Annotated in this window: 21 protein-coding genes; 18 read left to right on the top strand and 3 right to left on the bottom strand. The window is 47.6% G+C overall.

The window, feature by feature from the left end; all coding sequences use genetic code 11:
* Positions 1 to 13: 13 nt before the first annotated feature.
* Positions 14 to 490 carry a GNAT family N-acetyltransferase gene (locus tag E4V70_RS09750; RefSeq protein WP_122863589.1) on the bottom strand — a complete coding sequence of 159 codons (477 nt, stop codon included), beginning with the start codon at positions 488 to 490 and terminating at the stop codon, positions 14 to 16.
* Positions 491 to 626: 136 nt separating this feature from the next.
* Here E4V70_RS09750 and rpmH point away from each other — a divergent pair, with 136 nt between their 5' ends.
* The 18 genes from rpmH to E4V70_RS09840 all read left to right on the top strand — a co-directional run bounded on the left by rpmH (position 627) and on the right by E4V70_RS09840 (position 17,349).
* Positions 627 to 761 (top strand): 50S ribosomal protein L34, encoded by a 135-nt coding sequence (gene rpmH / locus E4V70_RS09755; RefSeq protein ID WP_002946826.1) that lies wholly within the window; start codon positions 627 to 629, stop codon positions 759 to 761.
* On the top strand, positions 749 to 1,093 hold the full coding sequence (gene rnpA, locus E4V70_RS09760) for a ribonuclease P protein component (protein ID WP_390886757.1): 345 nt from the start codon (positions 749 to 751) through the stop codon (positions 1,091 to 1,093). The genes rpmH and rnpA overlap by 13 nt, the downstream gene beginning before the upstream one ends.
* A 2-nt stretch (positions 1,094 to 1,095) precedes the next feature.
* Complete coding sequence (yidD, locus tag E4V70_RS09765; RefSeq protein ID WP_232037862.1) at positions 1,096 to 1,437, top strand: membrane protein insertion efficiency factor YidD; 342 nt, start codon at positions 1,096 to 1,098, stop codon at positions 1,435 to 1,437.
* 11 nt (positions 1,438 to 1,448) lie between these two features.
* Positions 1,449 to 2,999, top strand: a complete 1,551-nt coding sequence (gene yidC, locus E4V70_RS09770; protein WP_232037890.1) for a membrane protein insertase YidC — start codon at positions 1,449 to 1,451, stop codon at positions 2,997 to 2,999.
* Complete coding sequence (locus E4V70_RS09775) at positions 2,999 to 4,126, top strand: Jag N-terminal domain-containing protein (protein WP_122863593.1); 1,128 nt, start codon at positions 2,999 to 3,001, stop codon at positions 4,124 to 4,126. The genes yidC and E4V70_RS09775 overlap by 1 nt, the downstream gene beginning before the upstream one ends.
* A complete protein-coding gene (gene mnmE / locus E4V70_RS09780; RefSeq protein WP_122863594.1) occupies positions 4,123 to 5,442 on the top strand; it encodes a tRNA uridine-5-carboxymethylaminomethyl(34) synthesis GTPase MnmE in 1,320 nt (439 codons plus the stop codon). Before E4V70_RS09775 ends, mnmE begins: the two co-directional genes overlap by 4 nt.
* A 28-nt stretch (positions 5,443 to 5,470) precedes the next feature.
* The gene (locus E4V70_RS09785; protein ID WP_122863595.1) at positions 5,471 to 6,208 is read left to right on the top strand and encodes a hypothetical protein; all 738 of its coding nucleotides are present in this window, start codon (positions 5,471 to 5,473) and stop codon (positions 6,206 to 6,208) included.
* Positions 6,209 to 6,240: 32 nt separating this feature from the next.
* Positions 6,241 to 6,987: a hypothetical protein gene (locus E4V70_RS09790; RefSeq protein ID WP_122863596.1), complete on the top strand. Its 747-nt coding sequence runs from the start codon at positions 6,241 to 6,243 to the stop codon at positions 6,985 to 6,987.
* Between the two features lie 2 nt (positions 6,988 to 6,989).
* Positions 6,990 to 7,742: a hypothetical protein gene (locus E4V70_RS09795; protein ID WP_122863597.1), complete on the top strand. Its 753-nt coding sequence runs from the start codon at positions 6,990 to 6,992 to the stop codon at positions 7,740 to 7,742.
* A gap of 82 nt (positions 7,743 to 7,824) precedes the next feature.
* Positions 7,825 to 8,391: a hypothetical protein gene (locus tag E4V70_RS09800; RefSeq protein ID WP_122863598.1), complete on the top strand. Its 567-nt coding sequence runs from the start codon at positions 7,825 to 7,827 to the stop codon at positions 8,389 to 8,391.
* 312 nt (positions 8,392 to 8,703) lie between these two features.
* On the top strand, positions 8,704 to 10,893 hold the full coding sequence (purL, locus tag E4V70_RS09805; RefSeq protein ID WP_122863599.1) for a phosphoribosylformylglycinamidine synthase subunit PurL: 2,190 nt from the start codon (positions 8,704 to 8,706) through the stop codon (positions 10,891 to 10,893).
* 209 nt (positions 10,894 to 11,102) lie between these two features.
* On the top strand, positions 11,103 to 12,161 hold the full coding sequence (locus E4V70_RS09810; RefSeq protein WP_004320299.1) for an SDH family Clp fold serine proteinase: 1,059 nt from the start codon (positions 11,103 to 11,105) through the stop codon (positions 12,159 to 12,161).
* A 4-nt stretch (positions 12,162 to 12,165) separates the two neighbouring features.
* Complete coding sequence (locus E4V70_RS09815) at positions 12,166 to 12,921, top strand: TerB family tellurite resistance protein (RefSeq protein ID WP_122863600.1); 756 nt, start codon at positions 12,166 to 12,168, stop codon at positions 12,919 to 12,921.
* A 410-nt stretch (positions 12,922 to 13,331) separates the two neighbouring features.
* On the top strand, positions 13,332 to 14,870 hold the full coding sequence (gene purH / locus E4V70_RS09820) for a bifunctional phosphoribosylaminoimidazolecarboxamide formyltransferase/IMP cyclohydrolase (RefSeq protein ID WP_122863601.1): 1,539 nt from the start codon (positions 13,332 to 13,334) through the stop codon (positions 14,868 to 14,870).
* 218 nt (positions 14,871 to 15,088) lie between these two features.
* Positions 15,089 to 15,274: a peptide ABC transporter ATP-binding protein gene (locus E4V70_RS09825; protein WP_122863602.1), complete on the top strand. Its 186-nt coding sequence runs from the start codon at positions 15,089 to 15,091 to the stop codon at positions 15,272 to 15,274.
* Positions 15,275 to 15,509: 235 nt separating this feature from the next.
* Complete coding sequence (locus E4V70_RS09830) at positions 15,510 to 15,848, top strand: hypothetical protein (protein ID WP_122863603.1); 339 nt, start codon at positions 15,510 to 15,512, stop codon at positions 15,846 to 15,848.
* Between the two features lie 8 nt (positions 15,849 to 15,856).
* Positions 15,857 to 17,059 carry a peptidase M50 gene (locus E4V70_RS09835; protein WP_122863604.1) on the top strand — a complete coding sequence of 401 codons (1,203 nt, stop codon included), beginning with the start codon at positions 15,857 to 15,859 and terminating at the stop codon, positions 17,057 to 17,059.
* Entirely contained in the window at positions 17,056 to 17,349 is a 294-nt protein-coding gene (locus E4V70_RS09840; RefSeq protein WP_122863605.1) for a metal-sulfur cluster assembly factor, read from the top strand. The genes E4V70_RS09835 and E4V70_RS09840 overlap by 4 nt, the downstream gene beginning before the upstream one ends.
* Positions 17,350 to 17,747: 398 nt before the next feature.
* On the opposite strand, the gene E4V70_RS09845 is transcribed toward E4V70_RS09840, so the two are convergent.
* Positions 17,748 to 18,944 (bottom strand): ABC transporter permease, encoded by a 1,197-nt coding sequence (locus E4V70_RS09845; protein WP_122863606.1) that lies wholly within the window; start codon positions 18,942 to 18,944, stop codon positions 17,748 to 17,750.
* A gap of 242 nt (positions 18,945 to 19,186) precedes the next feature.
* Positions 19,187 to 21,772: a preprotein translocase subunit SecA gene (gene secA, locus E4V70_RS09850; RefSeq protein WP_122863607.1), complete on the bottom strand. Its 2,586-nt coding sequence runs from the start codon at positions 21,770 to 21,772 to the stop codon at positions 19,187 to 19,189.
* Positions 21,773 to 21,832 lie beyond the last annotated feature (60 nt).

Genomic DNA, 21,832 nt, shown 5'->3' on the forward strand with positions numbered 1-21,832 from the left:
AAAAACAGATAAATCAAAGCGCTAGTTTGATTAAATTTTCGCCCTCCAAGCGGTAGTTTCGCCACTGTTCGGACTGGTTTTTCGCGCCCATTTTTTCGTAAAATTTGATGCCGGACTCGTTCCAGTGCAGACACGCCCACTCGAGGCGTTGGAGGTTTTCGTCCTTGCAAATTTGAGCTAGATGCCTAAAAAACTCTTTTCCTATGCCTCTGTTGCGATGCTCTTTTTGGACGTACAAATCCTCCAAATACATCCCGCCAAGTCCCAAAAAAGTGGAAAAGGTGTAAAAATATATCGCGTAAGCTATGATTTTACCCTCTGCTATGCAGACTAAAATCTCGGCGTAGTTTTTCTTAAAAATAGACTCGGCAAAAATTTCCGGCGTAAATTTAATATCATCGCTCATTTTTTCGTATGCGGCCAGCTCTTTAACCAGCTCGCAAACGGCTGGCATGTCGGCCCTGGATGCTTTTCTAATAACGTAAGACAATTTTTTCTCCTAAATTTTAATGAGCGATTATATTTTTATTATTTTAAAACGAAGTTTAAAAATTTATTAAAAGGATTTTAAGCGATTTGTTGATAAAATCACCGACTTATATCAAAATCACCATAAGGAAAAATTTATGAAAAGAACATACCAGCCTCATAAAACCCCTAGAAAACGCACTCACGGGTTTCGCGTCCGCATGAAAACTAAAAACGGCCGCAAAGTGCTAAACGCAAGACGCGCAAAAGGCAGAGCAAGATTGGCCGTTTAAGCAAATTTGGCTCTATAAGCAGCCAAAAGGAGTTTTCAAGCGTCTACAAAGAGGCCGTCAAATGGCACTGCGAGGAGGCGATAGTCTTTTTTAAGCCTTGCAATGAAAACAAATTAGCCGTCGTAGCCAGCAAAAAGGTGGGCAAAGCCGTCGTTCGCAACCGATGTAAAAGACTTTTGCGAGCGGTTGTAGTCGAGATTTCAAATGAGCTTGCGGACGGCATTTACGTGATAGTCGTTAAAAACGGGCTAGAGAAAAGCTCGTTTTTAAAGCTCAAAAAAAATATCTCTTGGGCTATGAAAAAACTCGGATGTATAAAATCAGGCATATGAAAATGATAAAACAAGCTATTTTATTTTTGATAAAAGCATATCAAGATTATATCTCCAAATTTACTCCGAAGTCTTGTAGATACTATCCCTCATGCTCGGAATTTGCCGTTTGGCAGTTTAAATTTAACGGCTTTTTCTCGGCGCTTTTTGCGGTTATTTTTAGAATTTTACGCTGTAATCAACTCTTTAAAGGCGGCATCGACTACCCCGTCATCAGTAAAAATTTCGACTCTTTTTTTATATCCAATCAAAATTTAAAATCACACATCGCATTTTGGTTCGTCCCGTATAAAAAAAATAAATTCTACGTTATTAAAAATTTAGACTTTCAAAAGGAAAAATAGTGTTAGACAATATGTCAGTTCAAAAACGCGTGATATTAGCGACCGTTTTATCTTTTATCTTTTTTATCGCTTACGATTATTTTTTTATTCCTAAAAATTTGCCGTTAGATCAAAATCAAACCGTAGCTGCGCAGCAAGCTAGCCATGCAAACGCCGCTCCGAGCGCAAATACCGCATCGGCCGCTAGCGCTCCGCAAGCCGTAGCGACGCAAAGCCGCGAGATCGCCGTGATAAAGGGCGAACACTTTGAGGCGCGCATCGACGAGCTTGGCAGGATTTCTAAATTTTATCTAAATGACGAAAAATATAAAAATGCCGATGGCGAGCGCATCGAGCTGGCAGGCGCTCAGCCGCTACCGCTTGAGGTTCGCTTTAGCGACAAGGCTTTAAACGAGCAGGCCTTCAAGGTAGCTTATGCTAGCGACGTTAGTGAGATAAATTTAACTAGCGAGCCAAAAAGCATAGTTTTAACGCAAAATTTGGAAGGCTCTAGCGTAACCAAGAAAATCACGTTTTATCCAAACGGAAGCTACGACCTAGATCTTAGCGTGAGCGCAGGCGAATACTACGTGACTCCGGGCTTTCGTCCAAACGTCGCTATCGACAGCTATACCGTCCACGGTGCGCTACTTAAGCATAACGACGGCAAGCTAACTATCATCGAGGATGGCGACGTAGACGCGACCGAGAGTTTTAATAACGTAAACATAGCCGCAGCTAGCGACAGATACTATACGGCTTTGTTTTTCAAATTTGACGGACTTTTAAATCCCGTAGTTTCAAAAGACGGCGCGGGCAATGCAGTGATATTTGTAAAAGGCGAGCAAAATTTTAAAGCCAAAGGTTACATCGGTGCTAAAGATCATGCGACTTTAAGCCAGATAAACGAGGAGCTCGTGGACGTCATCGAGTACGGCTGGTTTACCTTTATCGCAAAACCGATGTTTGCGTTTTTAAATTTGCTTTACGGCTACATCGGTAACTGGGGCTGGGCGATCGTGGTACTAACGCTGGTTATCAGGATCGTACTTTTCCCTCTTACATACAAAGGTATGTTATCGATGAACAAGCTCAAAGATCTAGCGCCGAAGGTAAAAGAGCTGCAAGCCAAATACAAAGGCGATCCGCAAAAGCTAAATATGCACATGATGGAGCTATATAAGAAAAACGGCGCGAACCCTATGGGAGGCTGCTTGCCGATACTTATGCAGATACCGATTTTCTTTGCGATTTACCGCGTACTATTAAACGCGATCGAGCTAAAAGCTGCGCCGTGGATACTATGGATACACGACCTTTCGGTGATGGATCCGTATTTCGTACTGCCTATTTTGATGGGTGCGACTATGTTCCTTCAGCAAAAGCTCACGCCGACCACGTTTAGCGACCCGATGCAAGAAAAGATAATGAAATTTTTACCGCTTATCTTTACGTTTTTCTTCGTGACCTTCCCTGCGGGACTTACGCTTTACTGGTTTGTAAACAACGTCTGCTCGGTCATTCAGCAAATTTTTGTAAACAAGCTCTTTGAAAAACATAAAAAAGCGGAGGTAAAGGCCTGATGCGAATAGAAGCCGAAAATCTACAAGAGGCCTTTCAAAAGGCTGCCGAGGAGCTAAACTGCTCCGTTACCGAGCTTGATATCAAGATTTTGCAAAATCCAAGCGCGGGTTTTTTGGGATTTTTCAAAAAAACGGCGATCATCGAAGCCGTAAAAGAGGGCGCGCATAAAGAAGCCAAAAAAGCTCCTCAAGCTACTCGCGAAAACGGTCATAAAGAAAACGGCGGCGAAAAAAAGAAGGAATTTAAGAAAAAAGAGAACTCCGGCGAAGAGCAAAATCACCGAAGCGAAAAGAAAAAAAATCATAAAAATCGCCACGAGCATCACAAAAATCATGCGGCAAAGCAAAGCGAAACTAACGCGGCAAACGAGTCTAAAGTAGAAGAATCGCAACCGCAAAAAGAATCTCAAGTAAAAGAAAAAGAGTCGCATAAAAAAGAACAACCCAAAAAAGAGAGCGGCAAAAGCATCCTTGATCACTCGATCATCGATACCTTTAATAAAAACGACTTTTACGAGGGTGAGGAAAAAGCGGGAAGCAGCGAAAATTTAGGCTCGCAAGCTTCCGGCAGCGAGGCAAATTTGACGCAGACTGCGCCAAATTTGGCTAAAAAAGAAAAACAAGACTCTCGTGCCGACCGCGGCTTGGCTCAAAAACCAAAAGCCGACATCGATAAAGTATTGCCCGAGATAAAGCAGGGCGTAGAAAAGCTCTTTGGCGGAAATTTCTTTACGATAGATAAGATAGGCGTGCGCAAATTTGACGACGAGACCGTAATAATCGAGCTTGACGGCGAGGATGCGGCGCTACTCATCGGCAAAGAAGGCTACCGATACAAGGCGATCTCATATCTGCTCTATAACTGGATCAGCTCAAAATACGGCCTAGTGGTGCGCCTTGAGATCGCGCAGTTTTTGCAAAATCAAGAAGCCGCGATCGATCAATATCTAAAAGGCATAATCGAGCGAGTGGAGGAGACTGGCAAAGCCAAAACCAAGTCTTTAGACGGCGTTTTGGTTAAAATCGCTCTTGAAAAACTGCGCGAAAAATTCCCCGACAAATACGTAAGCGTAAAGTCAAATAGCGACGGGCAGTTCGTAGTCGTGAACGACTTTATCAAAAAATGAACGAGACCATAGCCGCCGTCGCCACCGCGCACGGCGTAGGCTCGATCTCCATCATCAGGCTAAGCGGCGCGGACGCCCTTAGTCTAGCTCTAAAACTCACTAAAATCACCTCTCTTGTTCCGCGTTATGCTACTCTAACTAAAATTTACGCCGAAGGCGAGCTTATCGACGAAGCGCTACTTATTTATTTCAAGGCTCCTCACAGTTTCACGGGCGAGGACGTGGTGGAGTTTCAGCTCCACGGCGGACTAGTGGTGGCAAATTTGATCCTAGGCGAGCTCATCAAAAACGGCGCTAGACTCGCGCGCGCAGGAGAGTTTAGCAAGCGAGCGCTCATAAACGGCAAGATGGATTTTAGCAAGATCGAGGCGATAAACTCGCTCATAAACGCAAAAAGCGAGGATAGCGTAAAAATCATCGCCCGCACTATGAGAGGCGACCTGGCTAAATTTGCGGATGAAATCCGCTCCGGGCTCGTAAAAACTCTGGCATTCGTGGAGACTAGCATCGACTATGCCGACGACGATCTGCCTGCCGATCTGCTGGAGAGTATCAGCCAAATGCTAAAACAAAACAGCGCTAAACTAGATAAAATCGTCGCCATAAGTCAGAGCAGAAAAGGGTTGCTCGAGGGCTTTAAAATCGCGATAGTCGGCAAGCCAAACGTCGGCAAAAGCTCGATCTTAAACTCGCTTTTATCTTACGAGCGCGCGATCATCAGCGACGAGGCCGGCACGACTAGAGACAGTATCGAAGAAGCCCTAAAAATCGGCACTCATCTAGTGCGCATCATAGACACGGCAGGCATCCGTAAAAACGCGGGCAAGATTGAGCAGATCGGCATTTCGTATTCGCTGCGGGCTATCGAGGAGGCCGATGTTATCTTGGCTGTTTTTGACGCGTCGCAGGAGGCCGACGAGCAGGATAACGAGATCCTGGAGCTTTTAAAAAACTCGCAAAAAAAGATTTTTTACGTTCTAAATAAATGCGACCTCGGCGTTAAATTTACAAGTCCCGAAAATCCGATAAAAATTTGCGCAAAGCAAGGAACAGACGAGATAATAAGCAATCTAAAAACCTATCTAGATGCACAGGAGACGAGCGAGATACTACTAAACTCCACTCGTCAAATTTCAAGCTGCGAGGCGGCTAGCGAGGCGATAAAAAGAGCTCTAAATTTGCTCGCCGAGTCCGAGCTCGAGCTTTTTGCTTATGAGCTAAATACGGCAATAGAGCAGATCTCGTCGATCACGAAACCGTTTGAGAGAAGCGAAATTTTAGACGAAATGTTTAGCAACTTTTGCCTAGGCAAATAATCAAAATCACTTTAAGAAAGGAAGAATAATGAAAAAAATCCTATCTATAGCCGCTCTAGCTGCGTTGCTGGGCGGTTGCATGCCTTCGCAGGATCATCTAACGGCTAGCGTAGTATCGCCTGAACCGGACTGGATCAAATATCTAGAAAATGACGGCAGCGTCGGCGATGTCGCATTTTTCTCAGAAAATTTGAGCGCAACCTACGCGCAAAAAAACGGCGATATCATCGGCATGGCGCTCATAAAAAAAGACGGTCAAAATTTGAAACTTGGCGATATGTACTCGCAAAACGGTATTTCGTTTATAGTTTTGGAGCTTAACGATAAGGAAAAATTTGGTTACCAGTACATAAATATGCGCGATAAAGCCGAGCACGAAGACCTAAAAAAGGCTAAAAAGGTCAAATTTTATCAGTTTGGCGGCGGTATGCTAGAGAGCGTGGTTTTTAGCGCGGACTCGGGCGCCGTGTGCGAGAGTTTTGCAGCGGGCAAGACGGTAAAAGCTCGTGCGGTGACTAATTATTACGATAAAGAAAGCGCCGACAATAGCGAATTTTTCACAACCGTGATGGATATCGGAGTGAAAAAGGGCAAAGGCGCCGAGATCAAAAATCTAGACTTTAAATTTTTCGTCAGCGACGGTAAGCTAGCTGACACGCAGACGCGGGCTCGATCAGCGGAATTTAGGAGCAAAGTCATAGACGCCGACGCTAAAAAACAGGAGCAAATCCTATCAAACATCGTTTGCGCCGCGCCTAAAAACTGATCGTTTTTATCAAATTTAAACGCGAGCGCGAGATGAAAAGTTTATTTCTAGCGGCTGTCGCAGCCTTGGCATTTAGCGGTTGCGCGGGCATTACCGGCGACGCAAATATAGCCGAGCGCGACATCTCAAATATCGACGTTCCCGAGGATAACTGGACGAGATATCTTGATACGGACGGCGCCGTTAGGGAGGTCGCCTTTTTGACGGCGTTTTTCTCGCGCGATTTTCGCGTGCAGCCGGCTGACGGCGAGACTACAGGCTTTGCTCTTACTAAAAAAGAGGGCAGCAGGCTGCCTTTTAGGCTCGGGGCTGTCCATAAAAGCGGAGATAGAGCGTTTATGCTAAAGGACGCCGATACCGAGGCGGAGTTTGATCTAAAAGACGAAGCGAGCGCGACCGAGCTTTGGGATGCTCGGCGGATCAAATTTTATGAATTTAGCTCAAATTTGACGACGGTAGCGGTTTTTGAGGCGCCGATTTCGGTTTGCGAGGCATTTAAAAAAGGCGGCGACGTTAGCGTGAAGTCCGTATCTAGCTACTATGATACGCAAAATTTAGAAAAACGGTATTTTACGGCCGTTATAACGCAGGCAAAAATTTCGTCCAAAGGCGGCGCGCTACTTTTAAAATCTCATATAGAAAATTTTACAAATCCAGACAGTCCGCGAGAAGTAGCCGAAAAAACGCCTAAATTTGAGGAAAAAATCCAAAACGAGTTGCGCGGGTATGAGCCGAGGCTTAATCAAATTTGCTCTTTGAGCGAGAAGCAAGGAGTATAAAAATGAAAAATACGATGATTTTTAAGACGGTAGCGGCGGCTGTCGCGGCGTTGGCATTTAGCGGTTGTGCTGCCATCACCGGCGACATAGGCGGCGAGAGAGCGTGGCGTACGTATATGGAAAACGACGCTAGTATACAGCAGATCGGATTTATAACCGAGACTACGGTTTACGAGACTAGCGGCGGTAAAACCGAGGAAAAATTCGGCGACTACATGGGTAGGGCCGAGGTGAAGGCGCCGGGCGAGAGCGACTCGGCGAGCCAAAATCTAGGCTGGGTTTACTCAAGCGGCGACGGCGTAAAAACTCTGATAGTGATTGATCTAGATAGCGGTAAAAATGTAGACTTGAGCGATAAAGACGAGATAAAAAAGCTACAAAACTCAAAGAAATTTAAGTTTTATGAATTTGGCGGCGGGATCCTTGAGAGCGTGATTTATAGCGCGCAAAAATCTCCCGTTTGCAAGGCGTTTTTTAGCGGCGAACCTATAAGCGCTAGAAGCGTGACGAACTACTACGTGGGCGCGTCTGACGAGTTTTTCGCCACCGTGATCGACGCGAAGATAGTCGGAAACAAAGGCTTTGAGATAAAAAATTTAGACTTTAAATTTAACCTGCCTAGCAGCAAGCTGGCCGAAGCTAAAGAGCAGGCGACCTCTGCGAAATTTAGACAAGACGTCATCGAGCAAGATGTCAAAAAGCAAGGACGCATCCTGCTAAACATACTTTGCTACTATAGTATGCCGAGCGAGTAGGCATTTGCGGCGGGTAATCGCCCGCCGAATTTACATAGCGTCGGACGCTCTTGCGTAGAACTGACGATATAAAAAGAAAAACATGAATCCGTTTAAAATTTTGATTTTTGCGGTTGTCGTAAATTTGGCTTTTGCCGGCGACGCGTCAAAGGATATAAATTTGACCGCAGATGCCGCTCGCAACCAAAAAGAAGTAAAAATGCTAGAGACGCTTTGCGGATCGATTTTCCCCTTTAGCATGGCCTCATGCATGCAACTAGCGGACAAGCGTTTGGACGAAAACAACGCATTTTACGACAGACAAAATGGACTAGCGGCGCTGCAAAAAGTCTGCGTCTCGAAGGACGAGCGCGACTCAAAGCTTGCCTGCACGAAGCTAGCGTGCGAGTCGGGCGAGAGCCGCGAATGCCTAAACGTCGCTAAATACTATCAAGTCTTGCTTGTCGGCGGCGTGGCGGCGTCGGCGTTTTTTCAAAAGAGCTGCGACGAGCGCGGCGGGATGGACTGCTTGTATGCTAAATTTTTTGATAAGGCTCGGGACAGGATGACTGACGAGTATGTGCAAAAGATGAAAAAATATCTCAAAAAGGCGTGCGATGCGGGCGAAAAAGAGGGCTGCAAGGAGTTTGAAAAACTGCGCGAGCTTTGAGCCGCGGGATAAAATTTAATGTAAAATGCGGTTTTTGCTTAAAATTTGAGCTACTTGCCAAGATCCGCACCCCAAAAATGCTAATTTTATTTGTCTAAATTTAGAGCCGAATTTATTTTTTAATTAAGAGTTGGGCGCTTTTAAATCGTTTGGTTTTGTAACGCGGCACAAATATTATAAAAAGGCGGTAGTATAATTTTGCATGCAGCGTCAAATTTCACCCGTCAAATTTGCCTCATTTTCGTCCCTTTGGTTTATCAAGTTTTTATGCGAATTTAAGTAAAATCAACCAAAATTTTTTAAAGGCTAAAAATGGACAAAGCTACCGTAAAAGCGCACAAGATCAGCGATCAAGAGTATGAGGAGATCCTAAAGATCCTAGGCAGAGAGCCCAATTTGCTCGAGCTTGGGATATTTTCTGCGATGTGGAGCGAGCACTGCAGCTACAAGTCGAGTAAAAAGTACCTAAACGGCTTCCCGACCAAGGCGCCGTGGGTGATCCAGGGTCCCGGCGAGAACGCGGGCGTCATCGACGTCGGAGGCGGTGTCGCGGCGGTGTTTAAGATGGAGAGTCACAACCACCCGAGCTTCATCGAGCCTTTTCAGGGCGCAGCGACGGGCGTGGGCGGGATACTGCGCGACGTATTTACGATGGGCGCGCGGGTCGTGGCGAATATGAACTCGCTGAGATTCGGCGAGGTGCGCGGCGAGAGCGAAAACGCGAAAAAACAGCGCTATCTGCTAAAAGGCGCGGTCGCGGGTATCGCTCATTACGGCAACTGCATGGGCATACCTACTATCGGCGGCGAGACGACGTTTGATCCTAGCTTTAACGGCAACATCCTAGTAAACGCATTTGCGCTGGGGCTTTGTAAGAGCGACGAGATATTTTACGGAAGGGCCGAAGGTATCGGCAACCCCGTGATCTACGTCGGCTCAAAGACCGGTCGCGACGGGCTCGGAGGCGCGGTGATGGCGAGCGATAGCTTTAACGACGCGAACAAATCCCTGCGCCCTACCGTACAGGTGGGCGATCCGTTTGCCGAAAAGCTGCTGATGGAGGCGTGCTTGGAGTTATTTAAAACCGATTACGTCGTAGGTATCCAGGATATGGGCGCGGCGGGGCTTACTTCGAGCAGCTTTGAGATGGCCGGACGCAGCGGCAGCGGCATGAAGATGTATCTAGACCGCGTACCTATGCGCGAGACGGGCATGACGCCGTACGAGCTAATGCTGAGCGAATCTCAGGAGCGTATGCTCATCTGCGCAAAAAAGGGCTGCGAGCAAAAGATACTTGAGATATTTAAAAAATGGGATCTAGACGCCGAGATCATCGGCGAGGTAACAAACAGCGGCGTGATGGAGCTTTATTGGCACGGCGAGCTAGCGGGCGAGATACCCATAGCGCCGCTTAGCGAAGCATCCCCGGTGCTTGACCGACCGACAGCGCGCCCAAAATACCTAGACGAAATCAAAAATTTGCAAATCCCGGGGAACGCGGATAATAAAACCGCGTTTTGGAAGTTGCTTGGCGAGCCAGAGGTGCTAAACAAGTCGCTGATCTACGATCAATACGACGCAAATATCCAAACAAACACGATCAAACAGCCAGGACTCCTCGGAGCTGCGGTTATCCGCGTGAAAGAAACGGGTAGGGCGATCGCGATGGCGGCGCAGTGCGACCCGCGGGCGAATTTCGTCGATCCTAAAAACGGCGCGGCTAGAGCGGTTGCGGCGGCTGGACGAAAGGTCGCTATGAGCGGAGCGACGCCTCTAGCCATCACCGACTGCCTAAACTACGGCAATCCGCAAAAACCCGAGGTCATGTGGCAGTTCGCACAGGGCTGCGAGGGTATCAAAGAGGCTTGCCGCGAGCTAAATACGCCCGTTGTCAGCGGCAACGTGAGCCTATATAACGACACCGAGGGCGTGAGCGTCTATCCGACGCCCGCGATCGTGACGGTGGGCGTAAACGAGGATGCAAACGCGAGCCTTCCGAGCGTCTTTACGCGCGCCGGCACGGCGATATACGTGCTTGGCGAGACGAAGGGCGAATTTGCCGCGTCGCTTTACGCTAAGGCGCTATTTGACGCGGTGGGCGGCGAGCTATCCTCGGTGGACTATAAAAAAGAGCGCGCGCTGTGGGACTTGGTCATCGAGGCAAATAAATCGGGCGCGCTAGAGTTTGCAAACAGCGTAGGCGTGGGCGGCGTAGCCATAGCGCTAGCAAAAATGGCGTGCCTAAGCGGACTTGGCGCGGAGTGCAAATTTGACGTTAAAAAGCCCGATTTTATATTTGACGAGAGCTTTTCGCGCGCGATCGTCGGCGTAAAAGACGAGGCTAAATTTGAATCTCTAGCCGCTAAACACGGCGTCAAATTTGAAAAAATTGGCAGCGTAGGCGGAGATAAATTTAAACTAAACGATATCGAGGAAAAGCTAAGCGACGTGAGCGAGGTTTATTTTAACAAATTTGCCGCAATCATCCGCCAAGAGGATTAAAATTTGACGCCCAATTTTGGCGAGGCGGGTTTAGCCGGACTAAATTTGGCGGCGTAAATTTGACGCTTGCTAAATTTAGCTTGCCTGGGCGATATTTATCCGCGCGCCTTGGCGTCAAATTTGATCAAATTTAATCAGCTCGCGTATCTTGCCGAGCTTGCAGGCGACCGTAAAAGTAAAATTTAACACGAATTTGAAAGGAAAAGTAGATGTCTTGGAAGGACTTTTTAAACAACAAAGAAGAAGAACAGCCGCAAAAGGAGGGCAGAGGAATGGATCAAAAAAGCGTAGCTAAGCCGCCGGTGTTATTTAGCGAGACTCAGCAGGTACTAAAGGCGGTCGAGGCCAAACTGGGCGGCACGCTCATCACATACTACAACTCAAACGCGGGCAGCGTCTGCGGCAACGACGCGAGCGCGATGTATGAAATTTTAAAGGGCAAAAAGATAGAAAATGCGTTTTTGTTTATCAAAAGCGACGGCGGCAGCGGTATCGCAGCACTTCGTATCATCAGCACTCTGCGAAACTACTGCAAAAACATCACTGCTCTCATCCCTGCTAACTGTGCGTCGGCAGCGACGATGATGGCTCTTGGCGCAAACGAAATCGTGATGGGGCCGCTAGCGTATCTAACGGCCGTCGATACCTCGCTAAAGCACGCGATGAGCCCGATAGATAACGGCAACGAGCGCGTTAGCGTGTCGATGGACGAGCTGAACCGCGTGATAAAGCTGTGGAAAATGCACGAAAAAGACAACGACGAAAACCCGTATAAATCGCTATACAACTACATCCATCCGCTGGTTTTCGGCGCCGTAGACCGCGCTAGCTCGCTCTCGCTAAAGATTTGCTGCGAACTTTTGCGCTACCACATGAACGACGAGGCAAAGATCCAAAACATCTCCGAGCGCCTAAACAGCGACTATCCGGCGCATGATTATCCGATACTTTTCCGCGAGGCCGAGGAGATCGGACTGCACGTGCAAAAGATGGACAACGAGCTAAACGAGATGCTTCAGGAGCTTACGCTTCTTTACTCCGAGATGGGGCAGCGCGCGTTTACCGACTACGACGAGAACAGTTACCACGACAACAACATCGCAAACATCATCGAGGCAAACGGCAAGCAGATTTATTATCAGATCGACAAAGACTGGTTTTATCGCCCCGACGAGCGCCGCTGGAACGTGATGAACGACGAGAGCTCGTGGCGTAAAAACGAGCTAGTAGGCGGCAAACTCAAAAATACGATTTATCATTTATGGTGATATTTTGAGTTTTATTTTTTGGTTTTTGATATTTTACGGGATTTATTATCTGGTTTCAAATTTTAGTCAAAATCCCGTAAATTTAGGCGGCTCGCAAAAAAAGGCGATGTTTGAAGAGGCTAAATTTCTAGTTAGCCTGCTTGCTAAAGTCGCCAAAAGCGACGGCAGGGTAAACGAGCTAGAGGCTCGCCTCATCAGCGAGACGCTAGACGATATCTCTCTAAGGCTCGGCAACGACGCTGCGATGAGGGCGGAGCTAAAGCAGATCTATAACCGCGAAAAAGAGACGGTGCATAATGCTTATTTTATCGCGAGACAGTACAAAGATCGCTTCCGCCTTAGTCAAGACGCCGCGGCCGCGAAGCTATCTTTTTTACTAAATTTGGCCTATATAGACGGCGAATTTAGTAAAAGCGAGCATAATGTCATCGAGCAGATCGCTTTGGGATTTGGACTTAACGAGATCGATTTTTGGTCGATTTTAAAGAGATTTGACGATTTTTACGGGCAAAGGCGGCAAGATAGGGGAGGCCGAAGCGATCCGTACGTAAAACGCGCTAAAAGCCCTTACGACGTGCTTGGACTAAAAGAGGACGCGCCGTTTGACGAGGTAAAAAAGCGCTACCGCGAACTCGTAAAAAAATATCATCCCGATATCCTTATGGGGCGCGGCGAGAGCGAAGAGATGATAGAAAAGAGTACCAGAAAACTGCAAGAGATAAATGAGGCGTATGAAACTATAAAACAACGTGCGGCTTAGAGGCTTGTCTCGCGAGCGCTTTTGAACGAGCTTAAAATTTTCTCCCTCGATGAACTACGTGTTCTATCTTCAGTCGAAAATTTTGGCGCAACGTTCAAAATCATCTCACGATACTTCGCCTTTTAAATTCGTAAATTTTAGCCAGGTTTTTGTAAAATTCAGCCAAATTTCGGTGCGGTATTTTCTACTTCGCTACGCTCGTAGCCGCGAGCGGACGAGATGGATTTTGCAAAGTATCAAAAAAGCACCCAAAAACAAACCGGCAATAACTGGGCGCATTATTTTTCGCTTATGCGAGGCGAGTTTTAAATTTTAAGCGTAGATAGAACATATCGTTCATCGAGCTTAAAATTTAAAAACTAACAAAGCATAAGTAGAAAAAGAAAAGCCCAAAAAAGAAAGGAATATAAATGAGAGCATTAATCAGCGTCAGCGACAAAGAAGGCATCGTAGAGTTTGCAAAAGGACTCGAGCGACTCGGTTTTGAGATATTAAGCACGGGCGGCACGCACAAACTGCTAAAAGAGCAGGGCGTAAAAGCGGTCGAAGTGAGCGAATACACCGGCTCACCCGAGATGTTTGAGGGGCGCGTAAAAACCCTGCACCCAAAGATTCACGGCGGGATATTGCACAAGCGAAACGACGCAAACCACGTAAGCCAAGCCGCACAACACGGCATCGGCGGCATCGATCTGGTCTGCGTAAATTTATATCCGTTTAAGCAAACCACCATACGCACCGATGATTTTGACGAGATTATCGAAAACATCGACATTGGCGGCCCTGCGATGGTGCGATCGGCGGCTAAAAATTTCGCTAGCGTTTATATCGTCACGAGTCCGCTTGATTATGACGAGGTTTTACGCGTCATAGGAGGCGCGGATGAGAGCGAGAAAGCCGCTTTTAGGCGAAATTTGATGATAAAAGCCTACGAGCACACCGCGGCCTACGACTCTATGATCGCAAACTACATGAACGAGCGCTTTAACGACGGCTTTGGCGAGATGAAATTTATCGCCGGCAGCAAGGTTTTTGATGCGAGATACGGCGAGAACCCGCACCAAAAGGGCGCGCTATACGAGTTTGATTATTTTTTCAGCAACAACTTCACCGCACTAAAAGGCGAAGCTAGCTTTAACAACATCACCGATATAAACGCCGCTTTGGCACTAGCGAGCAGCTTTGATACCGTGCCTGCGGTCGCCATCGTAAAGCACGCCAACGCTTGCGGCTTTGCCGTAAAATCAAATCTACTCGAGAGCTACGTAGAAGCGCTAAAATGCGATCCTGTCTCGGCATACGGCGGCGTCGTGGCGATAAACGGCACTCTTGATCGCGCCTTGGCCGAGAAAATCAACGAAATCTACGTCGAGGTTATCATCGCCGCAAACGTGGACGAGGACGCGCTTGCAGTATTTGAAGCGAAAAAGCGTATCAAAATTTTCACCCAGGGCAATAAATTTTTACAGCGCGCAAACGACAAATACGACTTCAAGCACGTTGACGGCGGCTTTGTCTATCAGCAAAGCGACGAGGTGAAAGCTAGCGAGCTAGAAAATATGAAACTACAAACCAAGCGCGCGGCTAGCGAGTCTGAGCTAAAAGACCTTGAGATCGCGTGGAAGGTCGCGGCGCTCACGAAAAGCAACTGCGTCGTCTATGTGAAAAACAGCGCCGTGGTTGCCATCGGTATGGGTATGACTAGCCGCGTGGACGCCGCACGTGCGGCCGTGGCTAAGGCGCGCGATATGGGGCTTGATTTGCGCGGTTGCGCGCTTGCTAGCGAGGCGTTTTTCCCGTTCCGCGATAGTATCGATATCGCAAGCGAGGCAGGCGTGAAGGCCGTGATACAGCCTGGCGGCAGCATCCGCGACGACGAGGTCGTACAGGCGGCAAACGAGCACGGCATGGCGATGTATTTTACCGGCGTACGCCACTTTTTACACTAAAATTTGATCGTTTTTGCGGCGAGGCGGCGTAAATTTGACTGCGCCGTTTTGCTGCATTAGAATATTTAGCCCGCATAGCGGACGGCGCTTTTGCCCAGCTCTACTTGTATTTGCCGATCTTACGCGAACGATATTTTTTAAAATTTGACTTACTAGCCTTTAAATTTGGACTGCGATTTGCTTGCGCTTTGGAGATTAAATTTAATTGAAAGCGATTTATGAAGCAAATTTTAGTTTTCTTGGTATTTTTGGCGGGGCTTTATGCGGCCAATATCTACGTAAACGGCGAAAAGGTCGGCGGCAGCGATCAAAACTCGACCTATAACGGTGAGAGCAAAAACGAAATCCTAAAACAAGAGGGCAAAAAACAGCTCTGTAAAAAAGGCTACAAGCAGTACTGCTAGGCGTTTTGCCTCAAATTTTATGCCATTTAAAGACGCAAAATTTGCCCTTCGGCGGTCAAATTTACGCCGCCAAATTTATCTTTTCTTAAAATTTCACGTCTTCGACGCTCGGGTTTCGCCGCTCAAATTTAACTCCGCGACCGTCAAATTTAAAATTTAACCCCTTAAGCAAGGTCAAGACGCCCGCGCGCAAAATAAGAGTATAATTATCCAAATTTAAAACAAGGATAAAAAAATGAGCGATTTTTTCAAAGGCGCCGAACAGTTTAATGCCGAGGGCGCGACGGTTCCGTTTTATAAATATAGCGAAGGCGGAGTGGATTTCGTCGGCTTTGACAGCCGTCCGTGCGTGCCGCCCGAGCCTATGGTAAATGCGCTAGTAGCGATCAAATTTGCAAATCAAAACACCAAAATCGTGATGGTAAATCATAAATTCCCCGCCGGACTGATCCCTAAAATAAAGGAGCAGTTTGACGTCGAGCGCGAGGATCTGGAGGGCGGGGCGGTCAAGATGACCTTTAGCCTAAAGCAGGGCGCGGACGTCAAGAACGTAGACACAAGCCTTTGTCACTGAGATAGGCTATGCTTTTAAACACCTTTGCGCCGCCTTTTAAGCTGGTGGGCGGTTATTTTATCGCGGGCATTTGTTTTTTGATCGCGAGCATTCCCGCCTTTTTCGCGGCGGATTTTGAGACGATCGCGGGGCTTGAGACGGCGGGATTTTTACACGTGTTTTTTGTCGGCTTTGTTATGAGCATCATCATCGGCGCGCTTTATCAGCTCACTTCGGTGATTTTAGAAAAGCCGTTTTCGACGATCAAGGGCGCGGTGGCAAATTTGGCCCTTTACTGCGCGGGTACTGCCTCGATGAGCTACGGGATGATCAGCGGCAAGACGGGCTTTTTGCACGGCGGCGGCATGGCGCTTTTTCTGGCGTTACTGTTTTTCGGCACGACCTATATCGTTAGCTTTATGGACAATGAAAAAAAGAGCTTCGCGGCGTTTATGCTTTTTGTTTCGGCGATATTTTTACTCGCGGGTATCTCGCTTGGATTTTGCCTTTTGATGATACTTTCGGGCACTTTGCCGATGGATTTTATGTTCGCGCTTAAATTTCACGTTTATTTCGTGCTCGGGTTTGTTTTTTTCATCATCGTAGGCGTAGCGACCGTGCTGCTACCGATGTTTGCCCTGGCGCACGATCTAAAATTTACGCTTAGCAAATTTGCCTTCGGATTTTATATTTTGGCAGGAGTTTTACTCTTTTTTGGTGAGATTTACGCGTACTTTGCTTTTGGGGCGGCGATTATTTGCTTTGTCGCGGAGGCGCTACATATCCTAAAAAAGCGCGTTCGCAAAGCGTATGACTACTGGAACGTCAATATCGCTCTTTCGCTCGCGGCCTTCGTGCTGTTTTGCGCATTTATCGCGGCGGGTAGATACGATATGGCGGTGTTTATGCTGATTTACGGCTTTTTGTTTGCATTTATCGCGGCTCATCTTTACAAGATCGCGCCGTTTCTCATCTGGTACCACTACGTAGCGCCCTTTGTGGGCAAGACAAAAGTGCCGCTACTAGATCAGATGATCCTCAAAAGGCCCGCATATATCGGCATTGGCTTTAATGCTCTTGGGCTTGCGCTCTACGAGCTTGGAGCCTGGCTGGAGATAAAATCGCTCGCGCACTGCGGCGTGGCTTGCCTGCTCGTTAGTATCGTTTTGGTCGCGATAAATATGATAAATGTTTTTAAATTTACGAAATTTGGAGTAAAGGAAGAAAAATGAAAGAAAAAATCTACGGCGCGCTCTCAAACATCGTCGATCCCGAGGTGGGCTTTGATATCGTATCTTTGGGACTGATTTACGACGCGGTTTGCGACGAGAACGGAAAGGCGAAGGTCACGATGACGCTATCTACGCGCTCATGCCCGCTGCACGAGATGATACTGGGCTGGGTGGAGACGGCGGTGCTGAATGTCGACGGCGTAAAAGAGTGCGAGATAGATCTCGTATGGGAGCCTGCGTGGAGTATTGAGATGGCGAGCGACGAGGTGAGGGCGGCGTTAGGAGCGTGATTTTGGTGCTAGACGAGATCAAATTTTGCTTAGCTAACGGCTAAATTTGATACGATTTGATCTGTTTATAAGCTTGTCCGGGGCGCGTACTGTTTTATCCGGACAAGCTCGTCTTTGCGCCTTGATATGGCTCGCCTTCGCGTCCGATCATGTTCTGGCGGTATAGATATGTCAATGGCAAAGTCGAGTTTTTTAAATGATCTGACTGACTCGCTGGGATTTGACGCCAATCGCCTAAAGTGCGCAAAATTTACCGAGTTTTTGATCTGTTTTTAATATTTTATTCTTTTAAACTTTTCGTACTTTTCTGCCAAGCTGCTTGTTTTAATCGGATCACTCGCTTTGCTTAGCAAATAGCGTAAAGCCCCAATACCCCGATACATATTTTAAATTAATAACTACTCATTCCTGAGCGTCTCAAGCACGTTTATCTGCGCGGCTTTTTTGGCCGGATAAAACGACGAAAACGCCACGATAACGACCGCCCCGACCAAAATCATAACAAGATCGATCAAAGATAACTCCATAGGAAGCTTCGCGCTGCCGTAGACGTCGGCCGGCAAATTTACGATATCAAAGCTACCGAGCAACCACACGCCAAAGAGTCCGAGCACGAGCCCAAACACTATCCCGCCTCCGCCTATCGTGGCGCCGAGAGCAAAAAAGCTCTTTTTTATCTCGGCCTTGCTAGCACCGAGTGAGAGCAGTAGCGCGATCTCTTGGCGGCGGTTCATGACGGTCATGAGTAGCGAGCTTACGATATTTAGCGAGGCAACCAGGATGATGAGCATCAAAACGATGAAAAGCGCGCGCTTTTCGAGCGCCAAAGCAGAGAAAAAGTTGCCGTTTTGTTGCCACCAGCCGATAGCTTTTTGTCCTAGGCGTAGCTCGCGCGAGATCTTTTTGATGTCGGTAAACGGATCGTCTGAAAACACGTGTATACCGTCAAATTTGCCCTCATCGTACTCAAGTATCTTGCGTAGCGCCTCGACGCTCGTGTATAGATAGCTTTTATCGTAGGCCACTAGCCCCGAGCTAAACGAGCTCACGACATCAAAGCGCTTCATTTTAGGCGTTAGCGCAAAACCGCTCGGATCGTTTTTAGTAAAAATGAGCGTGAGTTTGTCGTTTTCGTTTATCATCATCTCGTTTTTGACGCCTTGACCTACGAGCAGGCCATATCCGTCTAGTTCTCGGTCCTCAAGACCTGCCGCCACGACAGAGTTTATCTGCTTTTCGTCGGCCGAATTTACGCCAAAAAGCAGTCCGCCCTCGAAGCTATTTGCCCCCTTTATGATAACTTGACTCATGATATATGGGCTAAATTTGAGATTCGGAAACTTTTGTTTTAGTTCGCTAACATCGCTCTCGTCGATGTTGCCGCGTATGGCGGAGAGGATCGTGATCGGGTAGTTCATGGTAAAAAGTTTGCGCTCAAACTCTTTGTCAAAGCCGTTCATGATCGCCATCGCGACGATGAGCACCATGAGCCCGACGCCGACGCCCAGAAAAGCCAAAAGCGCTGAAAGCATGATAAATGGCTGGGTTTTATCAAACCGTAGATATTTAAAAAGTAGATATTTGGTTAGGCTCATTTGATTTTCCGTTGTTTAAATTTGGGCTTTGGTTTGCTCGCTACTTTTGCGTCGCTCTGTCTTGTTTAAATTTGCGCCGAGGCGAGTTTAAAATTTAAATCGTCTATCTGCGCAAATTTGACGCCAAATTTTAAAACCGCTTGCAAAATCTAGGCGCTTTAAATTTACGACTTCGCGCCGCTATAAAAAACGGCGGCTAACTTAAATACTAAATTTAGCAAGCCGCCGCCAAAACTCCAAAGCTAAATTTTATCCCAATCCTCCGCAAAAGCTCCTTTTTTCGGGCCGCTTTTGCCATGGCAGTCTTTGTATTTTTTACCGCTTCCGCACGGGCACGGGTCATTTCTGGATACTTTTTTACCAGGCTTTTCTTCGCTCTCGGGCGCGCTAGCAGCCTCAGTATCTTGCGCTTCATGCGGCACAGACTCGGTAGGCTCGGAGAAGCTTAAGCGCACGGCCGTTAGCAGCTTTATGCTTTCAAATTTGATGCGGCTAACGAGCTCCATAAAGAGGTTAAAGCTCTCTTTTTTATACTCGGTGAGCGGATCTTTTTGGTTGTAGCCGCGCAGTCCGATGCCGGTTTTTAGGATATCCATCTGGTATAGATGCTCGCGCCACGCGGTATCTAGCACTTGTAGGCAAAGCACCTTTTCTAGGTATTTGCGCTGATCTTCGCCTATGACGCCCATTTTTTCCTCGTAGTCGGACTCAAATTTAGCCGTTATCTTCTCGGCAAGCTCGGCGTAGTCGAGATCTTTTAGCTCGTCAGGCTGCATTAGCGCGCCGTTTGAGATTATCACGGAGCTTAGTTTTTCGAGGTTATACTCGCTCTTTGGCTCGCCTGCGTAAATTTCAGCCTGGGCTAGCAGGTGCTCGACGAATTCGGCGCGATTTTGTTTGATCTTTTCGCCGACTTCAAAATTCGGATCAAGCAGCTCGTTTCTAAATTTATACACGGTTTTTCGCTGCTCGTTTGCGACGTCGTCGTACTCGAGGATATGCTTTCGCGCTTCAAAGTGCAGGCTCTCGACCTTTTTTTGCGCATTTTCGACAGCTCTAGTGACCATTTTCGAGTCGATGCTTTCACCCTCTTCGATACCAAGGCGCGTCATTATCGCCTTTATGCGGTCGCTGCCGAATATTCGAAGCAAATTATCCTCAAGGCTTAGGTAAAAGCGGCTAACTCCGGGATCGCCCTGGCGTCCCGAGCGGCCTCGTAGTTGGTTGTCGATACGGCGGCTTTCGTGTCTTTCGGTGCCGATGATGTATAGACCGCCTAGGTTTCGCACCTCGTCGTCGATACGGATGTCTACGCCGCGTCCGGCCATATTCGTAGCGATCGTAACCGCTCCGCGAGCGCCGGCTTGAGCGATGATCTCGGCCTCTTTTTCGTGATTTTTAGCGTTTAGCACGGAGTGCGGGATCTTTTCTTTTACGAGCAGGTTGTGTAGCTTTTCGCTCTTTTCGATCGAGGCGGTGCCCACGAGTACGGGCTGACCGCGGTCGTGAGCCTTTTTGATCTCGTCGATCACGGCTTTAAATTTCTCGTTTTCTGTTTTGTAGATAAGATCGTTGTTGTCTTTTCTGATAACAGGCACGTTTGTCGGGATCGATACGACGTCAAGCTTGTAAATTTGCGAAAACTCGGTCGCCTCCGTCTGCGCCGTACCCGTCATGCCCGATAGTTTTTTATAAAGCCTAAAGTAGTTTTGAAACGTAATATCCGCTAGCGTTTGGCTCTCTTCTTGTATCTTTACGCCCTCTTTGGCCTCTAGCGCTTGGTGCAAGCCCTCGCTAAATCTTCGTCCTTCGCTAAGACGCCCCGTAAATTCGTCGACGATGACGACTTGCCCGTCGCGAACGACGTAGTGAACGTCTTTTTCAAAGAGGTTGTGCGCCTTTAGAGCTTGGTCTAGGTGGTGGCTCAAAATCGCGTTTTCCATGTCGTAGAGATTTGCCACGCCAAAGAGCTTTTCAGCCTTTGAGATGCCTTCTTCGGTGATCGCTATCGTGCGGTTTTTCTCATCGACGGTAAAGTCGCCGGTGGCTTTTTCTTGCGGAGTCGCAGGCGGTTCGCCGCGCTTCATCTGGCGCGCGACTTCGTTTGCTTTGATGTAACCGTCTAGCGTGCGGTTTGTAGGGCCTGAGATGATGAGCGGCGTTCTAGCCTCGTCGATGAGGATACTATCGACCTCGTCCACGATGACGAAGTTGTGCTCTCTTTGCACCTTGTCTTTGAAATCCATTTTCATATTATCGCGCAGGTAGTCAAAGCCGAATTCGTTATTCGTGCCGTATGTGATGTCGCTGTCGTATGCGGCTTTGCGCGCCGAGTCGTCGTATTCGCCGCCTAGTATCACGCCGACGCTAAGGCCTAGAAATTTATAAATTTCGCCCATTTGCGTCGCGTCGCGTTTGGCGAGGTAGTCGTTTACCGTCACGACGTGTACGCCCTTGCCGCTCATCGCGTTTAGCACGACGGGTAGGCTTGCTACGAGGGTTTTACCTTCGCCCGTTTTCATCTCGGCGATCTTACCGTCGTTTAGTACCATGCCGCCGATTAGCTGAACGTCGAAATGGCGCATATTTAGCGTCCTTTTACCGACCTCGCGCACGATGGCGAACACATCGTCCAGCAGCTCATCCTGACTCTTTTCGCCGTTTTGCACTTGCGCTTTAAATTCGTTAAATTTAGCCTTCAGTTCATCATCGCTCATCGCTTGATACTTGCTCTCGAGCGAGTTTATGTAAGCGACTCGTTTGAAATATTTTTTTACTTCCCTGTCGTTTTTCGTGCCGAATACCTTCTGCATAAACGCCGTTATCATTTTTAGCCTTTTTAAATTTTGTTAAAGCTTGGATTTTAACATTTTATTATTTAAACTTAG

The organism is Campylobacter showae (genome assembly GCF_900699785.1).
In the GTDB taxonomy this organism is placed as follows: domain Bacteria; phylum Campylobacterota; class Campylobacteria; order Campylobacterales; family Campylobacteraceae; genus Campylobacter_A; species Campylobacter_A showae_D.

Bases quoted from the DNA above. Each gene is read 5' to 3' on its own strand.
- secA (WP_122863607.1), bottom strand. From the start codon at position 21,772: ATGATAACGGCGTTTATGCAGAAGGTATTCGGCACGAAAAACGACAGG.
- E4V70_RS09835 (WP_122863604.1), top strand. From the start codon at position 15,857: ATGCTTTTAAACACCTTTGCGCCGCCTTTTAAGCTGGTGGGCGGTTAT.
- E4V70_RS09830 (WP_122863603.1), top strand. From the start codon at position 15,510: ATGAGCGATTTTTTCAAAGGCGCCGAACAGTTTAATGCCGAGGGCGCG.
- E4V70_RS09800 (WP_122863598.1), top strand. From the start codon at position 7,825: ATGAATCCGTTTAAAATTTTGATTTTTGCGGTTGTCGTAAATTTGGCT.
- yidC (WP_232037890.1), top strand. From the start codon at position 1,449: ATGTCAGTTCAAAAACGCGTGATATTAGCGACCGTTTTATCTTTTATC.
- E4V70_RS09810 (WP_004320299.1), top strand. From the start codon at position 11,103: ATGTCTTGGAAGGACTTTTTAAACAACAAAGAAGAAGAACAGCCGCAA.
- purH (WP_122863601.1), top strand. From the start codon at position 13,332: ATGAGAGCATTAATCAGCGTCAGCGACAAAGAAGGCATCGTAGAGTTT.
- purL (WP_122863599.1), top strand. From the start codon at position 8,704: ATGGACAAAGCTACCGTAAAAGCGCACAAGATCAGCGATCAAGAGTAT.
- E4V70_RS09825 (WP_122863602.1), top strand. From the start codon at position 15,089: ATGAAGCAAATTTTAGTTTTCTTGGTATTTTTGGCGGGGCTTTATGCG.
- E4V70_RS09840 (WP_122863605.1), top strand. From the start codon at position 17,056: ATGAAAGAAAAAATCTACGGCGCGCTCTCAAACATCGTCGATCCCGAG.
- yidD (WP_232037862.1), top strand. From the start codon at position 1,096: ATGATAAAACAAGCTATTTTATTTTTGATAAAAGCATATCAAGATTAT.
- E4V70_RS09795 (WP_122863597.1), top strand. From the start codon at position 6,990: ATGAAAAATACGATGATTTTTAAGACGGTAGCGGCGGCTGTCGCGGCG.
- mnmE (WP_122863594.1), top strand. From the start codon at position 4,123: ATGAACGAGACCATAGCCGCCGTCGCCACCGCGCACGGCGTAGGCTCG.
- E4V70_RS09790 (WP_122863596.1), top strand. From the start codon at position 6,241: ATGAAAAGTTTATTTCTAGCGGCTGTCGCAGCCTTGGCATTTAGCGGT.
- E4V70_RS09775 (WP_122863593.1), top strand. From the start codon at position 2,999: ATGCGAATAGAAGCCGAAAATCTACAAGAGGCCTTTCAAAAGGCTGCC.
- rpmH (WP_002946826.1), top strand. From the start codon at position 627: ATGAAAAGAACATACCAGCCTCATAAAACCCCTAGAAAACGCACTCAC.
- E4V70_RS09845 (WP_122863606.1), bottom strand. From the start codon at position 18,944: ATGAGCCTAACCAAATATCTACTTTTTAAATATCTACGGTTTGATAAA.
- E4V70_RS09785 (WP_122863595.1), top strand. From the start codon at position 5,471: ATGAAAAAAATCCTATCTATAGCCGCTCTAGCTGCGTTGCTGGGCGGT.